Source organism: Bacillus sp. CH140a_4T (assembly GCF_008923725.1).
Lineage (GTDB): Bacteria > Bacillota > Bacilli > Bacillales > Bacillaceae_G > Bacillus_A.
Map to the genome: position 1 here is coordinate 267,925 of NZ_WBPF01000022.1, position 19,979 is coordinate 287,903.

Sequence of the window (19,979 nt, forward strand, 5' to 3'; positions counted from 1 at the left end):
CCAATTCAATCAGAAAATAATGGCAAAAAAGAAGAGGAGTTTACATATGGATACGGTAACATTAGCAAGAGCATTTTTCGGTTCTTCATTAGCATTCCACATTATCTTTGCAACACTTGGTGTCGGCCTTTCATTGATGATTTTTATAAGTGAAATACTCTATCACTGGAAGAAAGATTCCGATTACGCCATTATGGCGAAAAGATGGACGAAGGCGTTTGCCATCCTTCTCGGTGTAGCAATTCCAACTGGAACAATCGTTGGTGTACAAATCTCACTTCTTTGGCCTGGTTTTGCCAAAATCGTGGGGCAGGTTATCTCTGTTCCCTTTCAAATTGAGATTTTCGCCTTTTTTTTAGAGGCTTTGTTCATGTCCATTTATGTATATGCAGCTGACAAACTACCTCCATTCATGAGATTAATCTCGCTATTCTTCGTCATGATTGGTGCCACGGCATCTGCCGTGCTTATTACATCAGCAAATACATGGATGAATACACCCGCAGGCTTTTCAATGGGGCCAGATGGATCCGTTTTTAACGTTGATCCGTGGAAAGCTTTCTTTAATCCGAGTTTTGGCACAAGCGCATTCCACGTTGTGATTACAGCCTATGCAACTGGAGCTGCCGTCATTGCCTCTATCGCCGGATTTAAATTATTAAAGAAGAATTTAAGTGAACGGGAAGTGGCTTATCATAAAAAAGGGCTACTGTTAGGACTCGTCGTGACATTTATTACAGGGGCTACGATGTGGCTTTCGGGACACGAATCAGCAATTGCCTTACATAAGCATTCTCCTGAGAAACTTGCATCTGCTGAAGCTTTATTTGAAACGACATCACATGCACCGTTATCAATTGGCGGAGTTGTGGATCCTAACACACTGGAACTAAACTATGCACTAGAAATTCCGAACATGCTTAGCCTACTAGTGGGGCTAGACCCTAGCACTGTCGTAAAAGGACTAAATGAATTCCCACAAGAAACATGGCCACCATTTTACACACATACATTATTCAACTTAATGGTTGGCACCGCTGCCTTCACCTTTGCAGTCGCAGCAATTGCCCTCCTATATTGGTACTTTGTTTATCGAAAAAAAGGAACAGAATTACCGAAGTGGCTTCTTTGGGGAGCTGCCGCATGTGGACCAATTATGATGCTCGGCATTGAATTCGGGTGGATTTTCAGCTGTAGTGGTCGTCAACCGTGGACCATTTATGGTATGCAACGGACCGTTGACGCTTCTACACGCGCTGATTTTGTTGGTCCTTTATTTATTTTATTCATCATTTTATATATCGGACTCGGTATTTTAACTGTGTTTGTACTACGGACATTCTTTAAGAAACATCCGCTTACAAATGATTTACATCACGAAGGAGGCGATTCTCGTGCATGAAGAAAGTATTGCAATTATCATATTATGGGCTCTTATTTTCGTATACAGTATATTAGGGTCCATCGATTTTGGAGCAGGTTTTTGGGGCATGGTATACGCAAAACATCCAACGCTCGCTGCCAAGCTTGCCAATCGGTACTTATCACCAACTTGGGAAGTAACAAATACATTTCTCGTCTTTGTCGTTGTCGCTTTTCTCGGTTTCTTTCCGAAAGCCGCTTTCACCCTTGCGACAGTGATGTTTGTACCAGTTATGTTAATTTTAATACTCATTGCCATTCGCAGTACATTCATGGTATTTGCTTACTCTGTGCCAAAATATCAGTATCTCCTTCGGGTGATTTCAGGTATTACTGGGCTCTTAATTCCAGCCTTATTAATTACCGTTTTACCCGTTACAGAGGGGGCTTATATTACAATGGTTGAAGGAAAAGAGGTACTCCTGTACGGGAAACTTCTTTCTAGCCCAGTTATCTACTGCTATATGCTCTTTGGACTAACTTCGGAACTCTTTCTTTCCTCTCTCTTTCTTGCTGATTTTTCGAGAGAGCAAGGTTCAGAAGATTCGTATCGAATTTATCGAAGAAACGCCATCATCCTTGGTCCTGCAACACTCGTTACAGCAATTATTGCCCTCGTTGTAATGGATCCGAAAACACACTGGCTTATGCAAGGACTCATAAAGCAATTTCCATGGTTTACAGTTTCTATCGTTTTATTCGTTATCGGGTACTCTTCTCTCTGGTGGACAAACAAAAAGTATGGCACACTAGGATACCCTCGCATTGCCGTGTTAGCAGTCGTCGCTCAATATGCATTTGCAAGTTACGCTTACGGTGTCGCGCATTTACCTTACATTATTTATCCTGATGTAACTGTATTTACAAGCTTTACAACACCAGAGACATTCTATGCATTGCTTATTCTATACGCAATCGGAATTGCAATTTTACTACCAGGATTTATCTTCTTCTGGAATTTATTCTTGAAGGATCGAACTTTTTTGAAGGAAAAGTAATATAGCTTTGGAGTCTGTTCCAAAACGACAGAAGCCCGCTTTGCTACCGTCTTAGCAAAGCGGGCTTCTTCTATATTTAAGTTAGGTACTACAGTGTGATCAATCAAGTAAAGAGGTGTAACGTGTTATTGGTATAAATGACTACCAGTGTCTTTAAATTCTTTCGCTTTCTCTTTCATCCCTTTTTCAATTGCTTCTGTCGTTTCTAAATCATTTTCTTTTGCGTATTCACGAATATCATGTGAAATTCTCATACTACAAAACTTCGGCCCACACATGGAACAGAAATGAGCCGTTTTCGCGCCTTCTGCTGGCAATGTTTCATCGTGATATTCCATCGCACGTTCAGGATCTAAAGATAAATTAAATTGATCGCGCCAACGGAATTCGAAGCGTGCTTTTGAAAGTGCATCATCACGCTGATGAGCCGTTTTGTGCCCTTTCGCAAGATCAGCTGCATGCGCAGCGATTTTGTACGTAATAACCCCCGTGCGAACATCATCTTTATTCGGTAATCCTAAATGCTCTTTCGGTGTTACATAACAAAGCATCGCTGTTCCAAACCAGCCAATCATCGCAGCCCCAATTGCGGATGTAATATGGTCATAACCTGGTGCAATATCTGTCGTTAACGGCCCAAGTGTATAGAATGGTGCGCCCTGACAAATATCAAGTTCTTTCTCCATATTCTCTTTAATTAAATGCATCGGTACATGCCCAGGTCCTTCAATCATCACTTGTACATCATGTTTCCAAGCAATCTTTGTTAATTCACCAAGTGTTTCAAGCTCAGAGAATTGTGCTTCGTCATTTGCATCTGCAATCGAACCTGGACGTAATCCATCTCCAAGAGAGAACGAAACATCGTACTGCTTCATAATTTCACATATCTCTTCAAAATGAGTATACAGGAAGTTTTCTTTATGATGGAATAAACACCACTGCGCCATAATCGAACCACCGCGTGAAACGATACCTGTCGTACGCTTTGCAGTAATCGGAATGTAACGAAGTAATACGCCTGCGTGAATCGTAAAGTAATCAACACCTTGCTCCGCTTGCTCAATTAACGTATCACGATACACTTCCCACGTTAAATCTTCTGCAATTCCATTTACTTTTTCCAGCGCTTGATAAATCGGTACAGTTCCAACTGGTACAGGCGCGTTACGAATAATCCACTCACGCGTCGTATGAATGTTTTTACCTGTAGATAAATCCATAATCGTATCTGCACCCCAGCGCGTTGCCCACGTCATCTTCTCTACTTCTTCTGCGATAGAAGAAGATACAGCAGAGTTTCCGATATTTGCATTAACCTTCACGTGGAAATTACGTCCGATGATCATTGGCTCTGCTTCCGGATGGTTAATATTCGCTGGTAAAATAGCACGGCCTTCCGCGATTTCCTTGCGAACAAACTCAGGCTCTACACCTTCACGAATCGCAACATATTCCATCTCAGACGTAATGATGCCATTACGCGCATAATGCATTTGCGTAACATTTGCACCTTGCTTCGCTCTAAGCGGTTTGCGGTCCATTTGCGGAAAAACAGGTGTATGTTTCGAAGCTGCCTTCACACCGTCATCCTCTGGTTTCACTTCGCGCCCTTCGTATGCTTCTACATCTCCGCGCTCCAAGATCCAAGAGTGGCGCGGCGCCTGCATCCCCTTTTCCAGATCCACTTTATACGCAGGATCTGTATAAGGACCGCTCGTATCATATACACGAATTGGCGGATTCGGAATGCCATTTGTATCGCTTTGTTCAATTTCGCGCATCGGCACTTTCATACCCGCGCGTGGTCCATCCACATACACTTTCTTACTTCCTGGTAAACTCGATTTCAATTCAATTTGCTCAGCTGAAACAGACTGTTTCATAACCTTTGTTGCCCCCCTGTACGTGACAAGGACGAGATATGGCCAGCGTATGCCAAAATAAAAAGAGCCAGGTCCATAAAAAAATAAGGACCTGGCTCATAAAGACATCATTATGTAAAGCCATTAACTTCCCTACGCTGGTACGAGCCAGATCAGGTCCAAAGGGTTAAGAAGTTCACACGCTTCTCTCTCAGCCTACGCATACGTTAGGCACCCCTAGTTTATCACTGATTTAATTTTCAATACTTTCCCATCATACACGATAATCTGAAAAATGCAAAGTTTATTTCTTTTGTTGTTTATGGAATCATCCACGTTAAATAATATGCCTGCACATACGTCATAATACCAACAATCGTAACGAAGAATAAACTATGCTTCACTGTAAAGCGGAATAAATCAGATTCTTTTCCAGCAAGTCCAACTGCCGCACAAGCAATTGCAATCGATTGCGGAGAAATCATTTTTCCTGTTACACCGCCCGTTGTATTTGCTGCAACGAGAAGTACTTCAGATACACCGACTTGCTGCGCTGTAATCGCTTGTAAATTCGAGAACAGTGCATTCGCTGACGTATCGGATCCTGTTAAGAATACACCGATCCAGCCTAGGAATGGTGAGAAGAACGGGAATAGTCCACCAGTTCCTGCAAGTGCTAACGCTAACGTAGAAGATAAACCAGAATAGTTTGCGATAAATGCGAATCCTAATACGAATCCGATAGATAGAATTGGCATTTTAAGTTCATTTAACGTTTCTTTAAATGTCGCTACTGCATCTTTTGCACTCATTTTCAAAATAAACATGGAAATGATGCAAGCAATTAAAATCGCTGTTCCAGTCGCTGATAAAATATCTAATTTCAAAATTGCCTCGTAAGGCGTCGGTTTATTTACAATCGGCTCTGCTTTCATTACTAAATTGTGCAAGCCTGGAACTTCAAACTTAAATACAAGACTTTCTAATGCACCACCCGGAGCAAATAATGCTTTAAAGAAACTTTGACTCCAAATAACTACCATAACCGTTAATACGATAAATGGAGACCATGCTTTTACTACTTTTCCTACCGTTAGCTTCGGCATAGATGACACCGTCGTTGTCGCAGCTACTTCACTATTTGCTTGCCCCGATTGATAGATTTCTTTCGGCTGCCAAACTTTTAAGAATAGCGATAAACTCACTAAGCTTACAAGTGCTGACGTAATATCCGGAAGTTCCGGCCCTAAGAACGTTGCTGTAATGAACTGCGTAATTGCAAATGAACTACCCGCTACAAATAGAGCAGGCCACGTTTGTCTTACTCCTTTCAATCCATCCATTAAAAATACGATAAAGAACGGAACAAATAATGATAAGAACGGTAATTGATGTCCAGCCATTTGTCCAATTTTATGTGGATCAATACCTGTTACTTGTCCAGCAACTGTAATCGGAATTCCCATCGCTCCGAACGCTACTGGTGCTGTATTTGCGATTAAACAAAGACCCGCTGCATATAAAGGGTTTAACCCAAGACCTGCAAGAAGCGCTGCCGTAATCGCTACTGGTGCACCAAATCCTGCTGCCCCTTCCAAAAATGCTCCAAATGAAAAACCGATTAAAATAACAAGTAAACGATGGTCATTCGTAATGGACAATACAGATGCACGAATCACATCGAATTGGCCTGTTTTCACTGATATTTTATATAAAAATACCGACATAATGATAATCCAAGCAATTGGCCATAGTCCGTATAAGAAACCATATCCGGTCGCTGCCATCGCCATTGTGAACGGCATCTTATAAGCGAATAAAGCCACTAAAATTGTAAGTACAACTGTAATAAATCCTGCCACATACCCCTTCATGCGGAAAACTGCTAAAGCTAAGAAAAAAAAGATAATCGGAATAAGTGCGACCGCTGCCGAAATCCAAATATTTCCGAACGGATCATAAACTTGTGTCCATGTGTTCATTGTTCTCTCCCCCTAAAGAATCCCCTTTTAAATTGAATAACCTCATCAATAGACTATCAGGTCATCATACCTTTAAGTCTAAAATAAAAAAACGTTCAAGAAAACGTTTTCATTAATTCTATCACAAAAACTCCCATCCCAGAAGATTTTTTTGAAAATTTCATCATTTAATATGGAAATCTTACAAAAACGTCACGTTCTTGTAATGTTCATCGATAGGAAGCACGCTAAATTTCCTGCATAATAAAGGTATAACAACGGACATTATTTATGAGGTGATATATATGAACGGAAACAAAATATTAGCAGCTTTATCATACTTTAGTGTATTATTTGCCCCTATCTTATTCCCTATTATTGTGTGGATTGTGGGCGATTCTGAAACAAAACCACACGCAAAACGCGCTCTATGGACACACATCATTCCAAGCATCGCGTCATTTATTGGATTTGCTATTCTAGGAATTATGGGTATCGGATCGGATCAACCAGACGTAACACTTGGAATTGGAGCAATGATTGTCTTATGTATTTGCGGCATTATTAGCTTATACTACTTCATTTGGAACATCGTAAAAGGTATTAAAGTGCTGAAAGCTTAAGTTTAAACAAACGTTTGATTAAAACAACACGCATAATAATAAATGAAATTTTAATGGCGATACGACAACCTTTTAATAAGAAAAAAACGTCCCAAAATACCTTTTGGGACGTTTTTTTATCTTCTGCGTTTCTTCTTTTTTCTCATCATTTTCTTGCGGCGCGTGTTCACTTTATCCGCTATAATGTGAAGCGTGCTTGCCACAACAATTCCCATTACGAACGTTACAATTTCAACCTCATGTTCCTTCGCCATTTCTATCAAATTCCCGTCAAGCGCAATTACATTTAATAGGAATAAAAACGGAGAAAACACAATTAACATGTATGCAATACGAATCACATCACCAAGTATAATTGTATGTGTAAAAAAGGAACGATGCGGCATAACCTTCTTATACGGATACCAAAATATACGCAAGAACCCCCATTTATTATACGCATTACTATACGTATCTAAATCAGGCGTTAAAAATGTAGTACCTACTAAAAAGCCAATTGCAAAAGTTAATAAAAAATCAAAATTTGTTAATCCATACGAAAAAAGCAAAAACAAAACAACCGGAAGGGATATTAAGTTTATTTTCGTATGCGTTCTTCCTGATGGCATAAAGCACTTCCTCGCTTACGTTCGCCCTGTCACCATATGACAGTTCTCACCTATTGATCTAATTTCTGATCGATAAAGGATGTGTCTATATCCGAACCAAACCACTCTGCCAACTTCACCCGTGCCTTATCTTTCACCTCTTCATTGACGTATAACGACGCTTGTAATAGCGCGGCCATTAACGCCCCTAAATCATCCGTATAACCAACTCCAGCGATGAAATCTGGAATGGCATCAATTGGTGCAATAAAATAAGCAAGTGCTCCAATCACAATAATTTTCACTCGCTTTGGAACATCAGGTCTTTGCAAAACGTAAAACAATAGTAAACTTGCATAAATGACCGACTGCCCTGCTTGCTTTGCAACATGTTTTGCTTTCTTCCAAAACGCTTCAACTGAAAATTTTTGTTCCATATGAAAGCCTCCCTATTTTTTAAAAGAAATAAGCTACAATATGTTATCAGTAAAAGTTCATCAACATTACACATAATCTATCAATGAACTTTAATTGTAACAAACAAATAAAAAAAGAACAAGTGTTCGTTAATTTTTACACAATTCCCATCATATAATAGTTTTCTATATAACCACTTACCCATCGTCATTTCTTATTTCTCAACAAAGGAAATTTTCACTTTCACTTAACATTCTGCTCTATGTTTGTTATATTTTCTAGTTGACGGACATATAAACGAATGTTAAAGTTTTCTCTGGTAGTGACAAACCACATACAAAAAATGTAAAATGTTATAGTGTTTCTCAGAAATGAATTTTGTTGTATAATACAGAAATGACGTTATGCTTATGAGCAACACAAGAAACCAAAAGGGTATGCATAGTTATAGTCGTATATGGGTGAATATAGAACCTCTAATTATGGCCAAGAAAACTATGTATTTTTTATTTTAACATTTTTCGCTCCAAAATCGACCAAGCCTGATAGAGAAAGGGTGGAAATGAATGAAAGAAACCTTGAAATCACAATTTCAAAATGTGCGTTTCACTGTATTCGTAGCCTTAGCCGTATGGTTGAAGACGTATCTTATTACACGCACAAGCTTTGATTTAAAACTTGAATCTTTCATGCAAGAATTCATTTTATTCCTTAGCCCATTAGCAGCATCATTACTGCTTGTTGGTCTTGCATTATTTGCAAAAGGAAAAAAACGTAACTATATAGCACTTGGAATTAATTTTGTCTTAACAATCATTCTTGTTGGTAACGTAATGTTCTACGGATTCTACAATGACTTCGTTACTTTACCGGTACTAGGACAAACATCTAACTTTGGAAGTTTAGGTTCTAGTGTGAAAGAACTGTTTAACTACAAAATCATCCTTGCATTTGCTGATATTATCGTATTCTTCATTTTATTGAAGAAGAAGAAAAGCTTTGCGCCGACAGAGCGTGTAGCACGCCCAATGCGTTCCCTATACTTCGTGTCAACAGTTGCTATTTTCTTCGTAAACTTAGGACTGGCAGAAGCTGAGCGTCCTGAACTATTAACACGTTCATTCGACCGCGTTATGCTTGTTAAAAACTTAGGTTTATATGTACACCAAGTGTATGACCTTGGCTTACAAGCAAAATCAAGTTCACAAAAGGCCTTTGCTGACGGTAGTAAGTTACAGGAAACAGAAAACTACGTAAAAACAACGCAAAGCAAACCAGATCCAAATATGTTTGGTACTGCAAAAGGGAAAAACGTAATTGTTGTCTCTCTTGAGTCACTACAAACATTCTTAATTGGGGCAACAGTTAACGGACAAGAAGTTACACCGTTCTTAAACCAATTTACGAAAGAAAGTTATTACTTTGATAACTTCTTCCATCAAACTGGGCAAGGAAAAACATCTGATGCTGAATTCTTAGTAGATACTTCCATGTATCCACTAGACCGTGGTGCTGTATTCTTCACACACGGTAATAACGAATATACAGCAACTCCAGAAATTTTACGTGAGCAAGGATACCACACATCAGTATTCCACGCGAACAACGCAACATTCTGGAACCGTAACATTATGTATCCGGCACTTGGTTATGATCGTTACTACAACGAGCTTGACTACAAGATTACGCCAGAAACGAAATTAAATTGGGGATTAAAAGATATCGAATACTTCGATCAATCTATCGATATGTTAAAAGAAGTGAAGCAACCGTTCTATACTCGCTTCCTTACTTTAACAAACCATTACCCATTCACTTATGATGAAAATACAAAATTAATCGATGAATACAATTCTGGTGATGGCGTATTTGACCGTTACATGGTAACTGCTCGCTATTTAGACGAAGCAATGAAACACTTTATTGAGCGTCTAAAAGCAGAAGGTATTTACGACAACTCAGTTATCGTATTCTACGGTGATCACTACGGTATTTCTGAAAACCATAACCGTGCAATGGCACAGTTCTTAGGAAAAGAAGAAATCACTGCATTTGACCATATGAACTTACAAAAAACACCGATGTTTATTCACGTTCCAGGTCAAAAAGAAGGTAAAACAATTTCAAAACCAACTGGTGAAATTGACATTAAACCAACAATTCTAAACTTACTTGGTATAGATTCTACGAATCAAGTTCAATTTGGTCATGATGTATTCTCACCTGATAATAAAGGATTCGTTGTTCTTCGTGACGGTAGCTTCATTACAGATAAGTACATGTACACGAACAGTACATTCTACGACCGTGCTACTGGCGAAGTTGTACAACTACCAAAAGAAGAATCTCAACCACTTATCGATCGTGCCCAAAATGAATTGAACATGTCTGACAAAATCATTGAAGGCGACTTACTTCGCTTCTCTGAAAGTAATAAGACCAAAACTGGTGAAGTAAAGACCGCTATTAAAGAAGAAAAGAAGAGCGCTGAGTAATCTCAGCCTCTTTTTTTTATATTTCTCCATACAATCACTTATATTCATTAACTTTAACATTACATAACCTTTACCAAATATTCACATAACATTAATGAAACATCTCTATAATAAAATATGTAAGCGAGGTTCTATATATTTCTTATCTCTCATCTGTAATAAGATCCCTTAAAGAAATATGTGAATCGTTTATTTCTACTTTCTTATAATTGTCTTTCAATATGTTTTGTTTCCATACACAAAACATTCAATAAGACGATATCCCTATGAAAGATAGCTACCCTCCTTGTGCAGCATTCCATAAGAATGTTGCTTTTTTTTATCTAAAAGCAGGATTCTTATTTCTTATTTTCGAATTTGTATATACAAAATGCTGTAAATCACCACTACTTCTCTACCATTTACAAATACACATACGTCATATGTAAAGAAGTACTCACATAAAAATTACTATAGTGATTTTTATTCCAAATGAAAGTTTCACTTTATTTATGCACTTACGAAAGGATGGGACGAAAATTGGCATATGAAAGATTTGTACTTTGGAATGATGCAGTTATTGATACAACGAAACAAAAAACGTACATAGAACTTGAAGAAAGAGGATTGCAGTTTGGAGATGGTGTCTACGAGGTTATTCGCCTATATAAAGGCAACTTTCACTTATTAGATCCGCATATCACAAGATTATATCGCTCCATGGAAGAAATAGAATTAACACTTCCTTTCTCAAAAGCAGAACTGATTATCCTACTTTATAAACTAATCGAAAATAATAATTTCCACGAAGATGGAACGATTTATTTACAAGTATCTCGTGGTGTACAAGCTCGTACCCATACATTCTCATATGACGTCCCTCCGACAATCTACGCCTATATTACAAAAAAAGAAAGACCCGCGTTATGGATTGAATATGGTGTACGGGCTATATCGGAACCGGATACGCGCTGGCTACGCTGTGATATTAAATCGTTAAATTTATTACCCAATGTATTAGCTGCTACGAAAGCGGAACGCAAAGGTTGTAAAGAAGCTCTTTTCGTACGAAATGGTACTGTAACCGAGGGAAGCTGTTCGAACTTCTTTCTAATCAAAAACGGAACTCTTTACACACATCCAGCTAATCACCTTATTTTAAATGGTATTATTCGTCAATATGTCCTTTCTTTAGCGAAAACCCTTCGTATTCCAGTACAAGAAGAACTTTTCAGTATTCGTGATGTTTATCAAGCGGATGAATGTTTCTTTACAGGAACAACGATTGAAATTTTGCCGATGACTCATCTTGATGGAACCGCAATTCAAGATGGCCAAGTTGGACCTATTACAAAAATGCTGCAAAGGTCATTTTCTCAAAGCTTGTTACAATCCAATATGTCATCTTCTTAAACACGTATAATTTCTATCCTTTCTACATTCAATATATGTATTTAAATGGAAATCAAGGTATAGATTTATGCCTTGATTTTTTTTTGTAATCTTTTTGTCATATTCAGATTACCGCATAAGTCTTGACAGTAATCGACATGCTCTTTAGAATTTTTAACAGTTGGTAAATATTTCTTCACTACATTACAGACAGAAAGGAATCGACAAATTATGAAAAAATACCTTGCCGGTCTTGCGGCAGTGTCTGTAGCAGGAGGAGCAGCACCTACACTTGATAGTGTTCAAGCTGCCCCGGAACAAAATACACAAAAAGCTGCTACAACTGTCCAAGCTTCTGCATCAAACAGCTCATCTTATACGGTAAACGCTAGCGTATTACATGTTCGTGCAGGATCAAGTACTTCTCACGACATCATCTCTCGCGTTTATAACGGTCAATCATTAAACGTGATTGGCGAAGAAAATGGTTGGTTCAAAATTAACATTAATGGACAAACTGGCTTTGTTAGCGGCGAATTTGTATCAAAAAATGGAGCAAGCAATTCTAATGTAAGTACAACAGGTGGAAAAAATAAAGTTACTGCTGATGTATTACGTGTACGTACAGCTCCAAACACTTCTAGTTCTGTTTCAGGACGTGTATATGAAGGACAAACATTAAACGTAATTGGCCAAGAAAATGGTTGGGTGAAAATCAACCATAATGGACAAGTAGGTTATGTAAGTAGCGAATTCGTATCTGGCGTTTCTTCAAATGCAGGTTCTTCAAACAACAATACGAATAATAACAACCAAGAAACTGTAAAACCAGCAAGCGGAAACTATACAGTAAATGTATCTTCCCTTCGTGTTCGTACAGGTCCTAGCACTTCTCACACAACTGTAGGTTCTGTTACAAAAGGACAAGTTGTACAAGTTGTTGGCGAAGTTCAAGATTGGTTCAAAATTAATTATGCAGGCCAAACAGCTTACGTAAGCAAAGACTACGTAACAAAAGGCGGTTCTAGCGATAACGTTACACAAGGAAACAACCAAAATAATAATCAAAACAATAATGTAACTGTTCAAACTGGTGGTACTTACGTTGTTAACGCAACATCTCTACGCGTTCGTACTGGCCCTGCTACTTACCATAGCGTAATTGGTGGCGTATTAAATGGTACGACATTAAACGTAATTGGATCTGAAGGTAGCTGGTTTAAAGTTAACTATCAAGGAAAAACAGGCTACGTTAGTAGCGAATTCATGAAATTCGTTAAAGGTGGTACTACTACTCCTGAGCAACCAAAACAACCTGAACAACCTAATCAAGGTGCAATTGGTGACTACTACATTAATGCTTCTGCACTAAACGTACGTAGCGGCGAAGGTACAAATTATAGAATCATAGGCGCACTTCCACAAGGACAGAAGGTTCAAGTAATCTCTGAAAACTCTGGATGGAGTAAAATTAACTACAACGGCCAAAATGGTTATATCGGAACACGTTACCTTTCTAAAACACCAGTTGGTGGCGCAGTAGATAATAAGCCTAACAACAACCAAAATAACAATCAAAACAATAACAACAATAATACAGGTCATAATAGCGGCGACAGTTCTTCCATACTTGCATATGCAAAATCAATGCAAGGCGTACCATACGTTTGGGGCGGAACTTCAGCTACTGGTGTAGACTGCAGTGGTTACATCTACCACGTATTTAAGAAATTTGGTCATAACATTAGTCGTCAAAGTGTTGCAGGATATTGGAGCAGCCTACCAAAAACTTCAAGCCCACAACCAGGTGACTTAATTTACTTCCAAAATACTTATAAAGCAGGTCCTTCTCATATGGGTATTTACCTTGGTGGCGGATCATTTATCCAATCTGGAGATAAAGGTGTAGCAATTGCTTCACTAAGTAACTCTTATTGGAGTAAGCACTTCTTAGGTTATACAAAAGCACCTTAAGTTATATTTTTAGAGCCTTCTAGATTACTAGAAGGCTCTTTTTAATGTGTATAACCTATTTCCACGAAAAAATAATGTATCTATTTTTCTATTTCATACACTATATTTTACAATAATGACCCATAACGTTATCATAATGTATATTTTCACATAAAAAACATAACCTATTTCATGTCTATTCATTTCATATGTGTTTTTTTAAAGAATTTTCTTTTTATTTAAACTTTTCGTTAGACGTTTGACCTCTGATGTCCATTATGATAAGTTACTTAAGATGTTATATTTGCAGAAGTATAGACGACTGTTTTATACATTTTTTTACTATGAGGAAGGAGCATACACTGCATGAATCTTTTATGGGGAATTGGCGGCGTGATTGGAGTATTAGCAATCGCTTTCTTACTATCTTCCAACCGCAAAGCTATTAATTGGCGCACAATTTTAATCGCGCTAGCATTACAAATGTCATTTTCATTTATCGTATTACGCTGGGATGCCGGTAAAGCAGGTTTAAAATACGCTGCGGACGGCGTTCAAGGATTAATTAATTTTTCTTACGAGGGAATTAAGTTCGTTGCTGGGGATTTAGTCAACGCAAAAGGCCCTTGGGGATTTGTTTTCTTCATTCAAGCACTACTTCCAATTGTATTTATTAGTTCATTAGTAGCAATCTTATATCATTTCGGTATTATGCAAAGATTTGTTAGTGTCGTTGGTGGCGCATTAAGTAAACTTCTTGGAACTTCTAAAGCAGAAAGTTTAAACTCAGTAACAACTGTATTTTTAGGACAAACTGAAGCTCCAATCTTAATTAAACCTTACTTAGCACGTTTAACAAATAGTGAATTCTTCGCTATTATGGTAAGCGGTATGACAGCTGTTGCCGGATCAGTCCTTGTCGGCTATGCAGCAATGGGTATTCCGTTAGAACACTTATTAGCAGCAGCAATTATGGCAGCTCCATCAAGTCTATTAATTGCGAAACTAATTATGCCAGAAACAGAAAAAGTAGATAATAACGTTGAACTTTCTACAGAACGTGAAGATGCAAACGTTATTGACGCAGCGGCACGTGGTGCATCTGAAGGTATGCAACTCGTTATTAACGTAGCAGCAATGTTAATGGCTTTCATCGCATTAATCGCTTTATTAAATGGTCTATTAGGATTAATTGGCTCTTTATTCGATATTAAACTTAGCCTTGATTTAATCTTCGGTTACTTACTATCACCATTTGCAATCTTAATCGGGGTTTCTCCTGGTGAAGCTATACAAGCAGCAAGCTTTATCGGTCAAAAACTTGCAATCAACGAATTCGTTGCATACGCAAACTTAGGACCACACATGGCAGAGTTCTCTGACAAAACAAATTTAATTTTAACATTCGCAATCTGTGGATTCGCAAACTTCTCTTCTATCGCAATTCAGTTAGGTGTAACAGGAACATTAGCTCCTACTCGCCGTAAACAAATTGCACAATTAGGGATTAAAGCAGTTATCGCTGGTACATTAGCGAACTTCTTAAATGCAGCAGTTGCAGGTATGATGTTCCTATAAAGTGAAACTTTAATCAGTGGGGGGTTTTTTCATCCCCCACTGATTATTAGTTGAACCAATCGGACTTTAATGGGCAGTTGATCCGCCACCTAAATTCTGTGCTTTCGCTGAATTTTGAGGTGGGGGTCTTACTGCCCATTAAAGTGGGATAAAATGATGTAAAGTCTCCTCTTTCTAAAGAGGGGGCTTTTTATTATGTTCTTTATGTTTTCGGCAAATAGTTAATACTTAATACTGAAATATAACAACATTATGGTACAATAATTACTAAGTCTGTTTATTTTTTCTTGCAAACGAGGGATACTACTTGTTGTTGCTCTCCAAAATAAACGAATCACCCGTTCTATTTCTTAATAATTGCGCATACTACAAGTATCCTTGCATGAATTACCTTTAAGGAGGAAAGTTTTGTGAAAGATAACTTCTATAAAGTCCTCTCTATGTGGATTTTACAAATTTTATTTTATTTTACAACCGTACATGTAACGCAATATGAGCATGCTCTCATTTTCACAATTATATATGTAATTGTTAATGTACTATTTCTATTATTGAATGATAAAACCGCATTTGTTCTCTTTATATTAGGAACCATTACTTCGGTATTCTACCTGTTCTACCAAGCATGGCTTTACTTATGGAGTACATCAGAACAATGGGAATACATCATTACTCACTTCCTAATGGCAGCAAACTTCTTCATTGTATATATATCAACTCATTTATTAAAGAAGATTATTCATGAAAATAAAGAGTTAACCGCACGTGTGAGAATGTTAGAACAATACATTGGAGAATCAAAATTATTAACAAGACAAGAATTTGAAAGACGACAAGCATTATTAATCACTGCTATGAATCGTCGTAATGAAACAGGCGTTATCGTTTACTTTGACTTCACTTCCTTTAGTAAATATACGAAGGAAAGTGTTATGGACCGCGTGGCTTCCCTATTAGTTGAAACGGTAAGGAATGACTTTGACCTTGCTGCTGAATACGATAATAATACGCTAGTTATTTTATTACAAAACACAAATGAAGCTGGTGCTGACATTGTAATGAACCGCCTAAACCCAAAACTGGAGCAATGGCTTGCTGCTGAAGCAATCCAAGATATAAAAGTTTCACGCGAGCAAATTGGGAACAAAGGACAGACGTTATTATGATGACACTCGTTATACTGCTTTTATTCCTTCTGTTTTGCTTACTCGTGTTTTGGATTAGCATCACATTTTCGATTAAGTATATACTTATTTTTACCGCCTTTCTATTCTCTGGCTTACTTGTTTACTATTCATTCTTAACACTCGCAGGCTTAATTCACCGAAATAGTAAACGAAAAGATCGTACACTAGAACATTACCCAAGCGTCGATATTTTAATACCTGCCCACAATGAAGGGGTCGTTATGAAAGATACTTTAGAGGCGATGGCGAAGATTGAATATCCAGGTAAACTCACTGTTTATTTATTAAACGATAACTCGCAAGATGAAACACCTGAAATTGGTGACGATTTTGACAAAGCTTATGCTCATATTCGTCATATTCGTGTTCCACCTGGTGAACCAAAAGGGAAATCTCGTGTCTTAAACTATGGTCTTAGTATTTCAGATGGTGAATACTTCTGTGTGTATGATGCAGATAACCAGCCTGAACCACATGCACTTCGAATGCTTGTAGAACACGCTGAAACAACCGAAGATGCTGTTGGAGCTGTTGGTCACGTTCGTACTGTCAATGAAAAAAGAAACTGGCTAACACGAATGATTTCGTTAGAATTTCAAATCTTCCAGCTCCTTATGCAATCCGGACGCTGGTTACTATTCCAAACAGGTTCACTAACAGGAACAAACATGCTTCTTCGTCGCTCTGCATTAGAAGAGCTTGGCGGCTATGACCCTTATGCAATTGCAGAAGACGCTGAATTAACATTACGAATTACACAAAAAGGCTATCTCTTACCAATCGTGCCAGAATCGATTACATGGGAACAAGAACCTGAGCATTTAAAAATCCTTATTAAGCAGCGTACACGTTGGCTCCAAGGGAACTTGTACATTTTAGAAAAAATGTTTTCTTCATTAAGTTTCTTTAAAGGAAAACTTCTCGTCCATTCCTTACAACAAGTTTTAGTGTATGTTGTCTTTTGGTTATTCTTAATCATTTCGAACGTTTGGTTTGTAATTGGGTTACTCGGGATATTCCAAATTCAATATAGCATTCCGTTACTATTTATGTGGTATGTCGCATATATTACATATGTTTCTCAATTATTTAGTGCCCAGAGTGTGGAACGAACCTTTACACCAACTAATATTTTTATTAGTGTAATCATGTACTTTACGTACGCACAGCTCTTTACTTACTTATTCATTCGTAGCTTAATTTTATACTTACGTGCAAAGAGCAAGAAACAAGTCATCGGCTGGGATAAAACAGTTCGATTCAAAAAAGATAAATAAAGTGAAACTTTAATCAGTGGGGGTTTTCTTCATCCCCCACTGATTATTAGTTGAACCAATCGGACTTTTATGGGCAGTTGATCCCCCACCTAAAATCTTTACTTTCGCTGAATTTTGAGGTGGGGATCTTACTGCCCATTAAAGCGGGATAAAAATAAGCACAGAGCGCCGTATGCTCTGTGCTTATTTATTGCCGTATAAATTATATATCAGACAATACCCCTTAGCTGAAAGTAATTTCACGTCCATCCCCCAACGAACGATCGACCTTCATTTATATACGAAAAAGTGATTGCTATTTTTGTAGAACCAATTGCTTCTCTTGCTGTTCTTTGCGCGTTTCAGTCTTAGGTTCCGTGTTTTCTTGGACACTACGATGTGCCACACGTTTCAAACAAATATGCTTCCACTTTCTTTCGTAACGTTTCATTATTCTAGATGTCCCCCTTGAATGCGCTTTAAAACTATTTGAAATCGCTTACAGGAAATAATATAGCACATATACATAAACGTGACAACACATTTCCGACAATTTTTTGTCAAAAATATGAATAGAATCCGCAAGATAGCGAATGTTGTCGAAATGTATCGATTTTTCTTTATATAAAAGGCATACTACTTACATAGTAAATTATTTTATTTCCCTTACTTGTATGTAAAATCCCTTCTATATAAAAAAGAGCTGATACATAATCAGCTCTTTTTCCTTCTATTATTTATGACGCTTCATACGCCCTTCTTTTTGTAACTCTTTAAACAATGCTGCCATCATAAAGAAAATAACGAAGACGAATGGGAATGCTGCAATAATAGCTGCCGTTTGTAAGGCTTCTAATCCACCTACATATAATAAGATAGAAGCTAACGCTGCTAGAACGATACCCCAAATCATTTTAATGCGGTTTGGCGGATTTAAACTACCATGCGTCGTTAACATCCCTAAAACGAATGTAGCAGAATCTGCAGATGTAATAAAGAATGTAGAAATAAGAAGAATGGCTAGGACAGATAAGGCTGATCCAAAGCTTCCCATCTGATCAAACATAGCGAATAATCCTACTTCTGTTCCCATCTCTTTCACTTTTTCAAAGATATGCGCATCACCGAATAGCTCCATATGAATACCCGTTCCGCCAAAAACAGAGAACCAAAGCGCACCAATTACAGTCGGGACAAGTAACACACCGATAACAAACTCACGAATGGTACGTCCTCGTGAAACACGGGCAATAAACGTACCTACGAATGGTGACCATGCAATCCACCATGCCCAGTAGAAAATTGTCCACGATTGAATCCATTGATTTCCGCCTTCATCTAATGGACTTAATCGGAAACTCATACTTGGTAATTCCTGAAGATAAGCACCAATTGTTGAAGTGAAATAATTCATAATAAAGTTCGTTGGACCTGCAAATAATACGATAATCATAAGAGCAAATGCTAAAATAATGTTTGTATTACTTAAATATTTAATTCCTTTATCAAGACCTGTTTGCGCAGATAACATAAATAGCACGGTTACGATTGCAATAATAACTAACTGAGTCGTCAATGAATTTGGGATAGATGTTAAATAACTAACACCACCTGCAATTTGTTTTGCACCAAGTCCTAATGATGTTGCAACACCGAACACAGTGGCGAAAACAGCTAACACATCAAATGAATGAGCAATACGCCCATGTTCCCCGCCTTTAAATAACGGACCTACTGTCGCACTGATTGTACTTGCTTTCCCTTTTCTAAAAGTAAAGTAAGCAATACACAGCGCTACAAATGCATATAGTCCCCAAGGATGTAATCCCCAATGGAAAAACGAAAAACGCAGTGCAAGTCGCGCACTTTCCTCAGTTGCACCTTCTCCAAACGGAGGTGCGTACAAATGGTTTAATGGTTCCGCAACGCCCCAGAAAACTAAGCCGATACCCATACCAGCGCTAAATAGCATAGCAAACCATGTCATATAACTATAATCAGGCTCGTCATCATCTTTACCTAAACGAATAGAACCGTATTTCGAAACAATTAAAAAGATAGACACACCTAAAATAATAGAAACAGAAATAATATAGAACCATCCAAACTTACTAACTAACGCAGTTTGAATTGCGGTTGTTACATTTCCTAAGCTACCTTTTCCGATAATAGATTCGGGAATAATCCCCCAAATTGTAAATGCAATACATAATGTTAATGAAACGATGAATGTTTTTGTCAGTTTCCTCATCAAATCCCCCTTCGT

General features: G+C 37.9%; 14 protein-coding genes and 1 riboswitch. Of the genes, 9 read left to right on the forward strand and 5 right to left on the reverse strand.

Features of this window, described 5'->3' with window-relative positions:
- Positions 1-46 precede the first annotated feature (46 nt).
- Entirely contained in the window at positions 47-1,402 is a 1,356-nt protein-coding gene (gene cydA / locus F8162_RS27665; RefSeq protein ID WP_151632064.1) for a cytochrome ubiquinol oxidase subunit I, read from the forward strand.
- Complete coding sequence (locus F8162_RS27670; RefSeq protein ID WP_151632062.1) at positions 1,395-2,420, forward strand: cytochrome d ubiquinol oxidase subunit II; 1,026 nt, start codon at positions 1,395-1,397, stop codon at positions 2,418-2,420. The genes cydA and F8162_RS27670 overlap by 8 nt, the downstream gene beginning before the upstream one ends.
- 125 nt (positions 2,421-2,545) lie before the next feature.
- Here the strand turns inward: F8162_RS27670 and thiC are convergent, their stop codons facing one another.
- Positions 2,546-4,306 carry a phosphomethylpyrimidine synthase ThiC gene (gene thiC / locus F8162_RS27675; RefSeq protein ID WP_151632060.1) on the reverse strand — a complete coding sequence of 587 codons (1,761 nt, stop codon included), beginning with the start codon at positions 4,304-4,306 and terminating at the stop codon, positions 2,546-2,548.
- Between the two features lie 112 nt (positions 4,307-4,418).
- Positions 4,419-4,534, reverse strand: a riboswitch (TPP riboswitch).
- Positions 4,535-4,605: 71 nt separating this feature from the next.
- The gene (gene lldP, locus F8162_RS27680; protein ID WP_151632058.1) at positions 4,606-6,267 is read right to left on the reverse strand and encodes an L-lactate permease; all 1,662 of its coding nucleotides are present in this window, start codon (positions 6,265-6,267) and stop codon (positions 4,606-4,608) included.
- Positions 6,268-6,551: 284 nt separating this feature from the next.
- Here lldP and F8162_RS27685 point away from each other — a divergent pair, with 284 nt between their 5' ends.
- Entirely contained in the window at positions 6,552-6,869 is a 318-nt protein-coding gene (locus tag F8162_RS27685; RefSeq protein WP_151632056.1) for a DUF4870 domain-containing protein, read from the forward strand.
- Between the two features lie 116 nt (positions 6,870-6,985).
- On the opposite strand, the gene F8162_RS27690 is transcribed toward F8162_RS27685, so the two are convergent.
- Together F8162_RS27690 and F8162_RS27695 are read right to left on the reverse strand one after the other, a co-directional pair.
- Positions 6,986-7,477 carry a metal-binding protein gene (locus F8162_RS27690; protein ID WP_001139074.1) on the reverse strand — a complete coding sequence of 164 codons (492 nt, stop codon included), beginning with the start codon at positions 7,475-7,477 and terminating at the stop codon, positions 6,986-6,988.
- 50 nt (positions 7,478-7,527) lie between these two features.
- The gene (locus tag F8162_RS27695) at positions 7,528-7,893 is read right to left on the reverse strand and encodes a YkvA family protein (protein WP_000435500.1); all 366 of its coding nucleotides are present in this window, start codon (positions 7,891-7,893) and stop codon (positions 7,528-7,530) included.
- 546 nt (positions 7,894-8,439) lie between these two features.
- Here F8162_RS27695 and F8162_RS27705 point away from each other — a divergent pair.
- From F8162_RS27705 to F8162_RS27730, 6 genes are all read left to right on the forward strand, one after another.
- Positions 8,440-10,368, forward strand: a complete 1,929-nt coding sequence (locus tag F8162_RS27705; RefSeq protein WP_151632052.1) for an LTA synthase family protein — start codon at positions 8,440-8,442, stop codon at positions 10,366-10,368.
- Between the two features lie 507 nt (positions 10,369-10,875).
- Complete coding sequence (locus F8162_RS27710) at positions 10,876-11,760, forward strand: D-amino-acid transaminase (protein WP_192797676.1); 885 nt, start codon at positions 10,876-10,878, stop codon at positions 11,758-11,760.
- A 210-nt stretch (positions 11,761-11,970) separates the two neighbouring features.
- Positions 11,971-13,713 (forward strand): SH3 domain-containing protein, encoded by a 1,743-nt coding sequence (locus F8162_RS27715; protein WP_151632048.1) that lies wholly within the window; start codon positions 11,971-11,973, stop codon positions 13,711-13,713.
- A 345-nt stretch (positions 13,714-14,058) separates the two neighbouring features.
- Positions 14,059-15,270, forward strand: coding sequence for a NupC/NupG family nucleoside CNT transporter (locus F8162_RS27720; protein WP_151632046.1), 1,212 nt, complete (start codon positions 14,059-14,061; stop codon positions 15,268-15,270).
- 410 nt (positions 15,271-15,680) lie between these two features.
- On the forward strand, positions 15,681-16,436 hold the full coding sequence (locus F8162_RS27725; RefSeq protein ID WP_151632044.1) for a diguanylate cyclase: 756 nt from the start codon (positions 15,681-15,683) through the stop codon (positions 16,434-16,436).
- A complete protein-coding gene (locus tag F8162_RS27730; RefSeq protein WP_151632042.1) occupies positions 16,433-17,734 on the forward strand; it encodes a glycosyltransferase family 2 protein in 1,302 nt (433 codons plus the stop codon). Before F8162_RS27725 ends, F8162_RS27730 begins: the two co-directional genes overlap by 4 nt.
- Positions 17,735-18,446: 712 nt before the next feature.
- Here the strand turns inward: F8162_RS27730 and opuD are convergent.
- Positions 18,447-19,964, reverse strand: a complete 1,518-nt coding sequence (gene opuD, locus F8162_RS27735) for a glycine betaine transporter OpuD (RefSeq protein WP_151632040.1) — start codon at positions 19,962-19,964, stop codon at positions 18,447-18,449.
- Between the last annotated feature and the right edge of the window lie 15 nt (positions 19,965-19,979).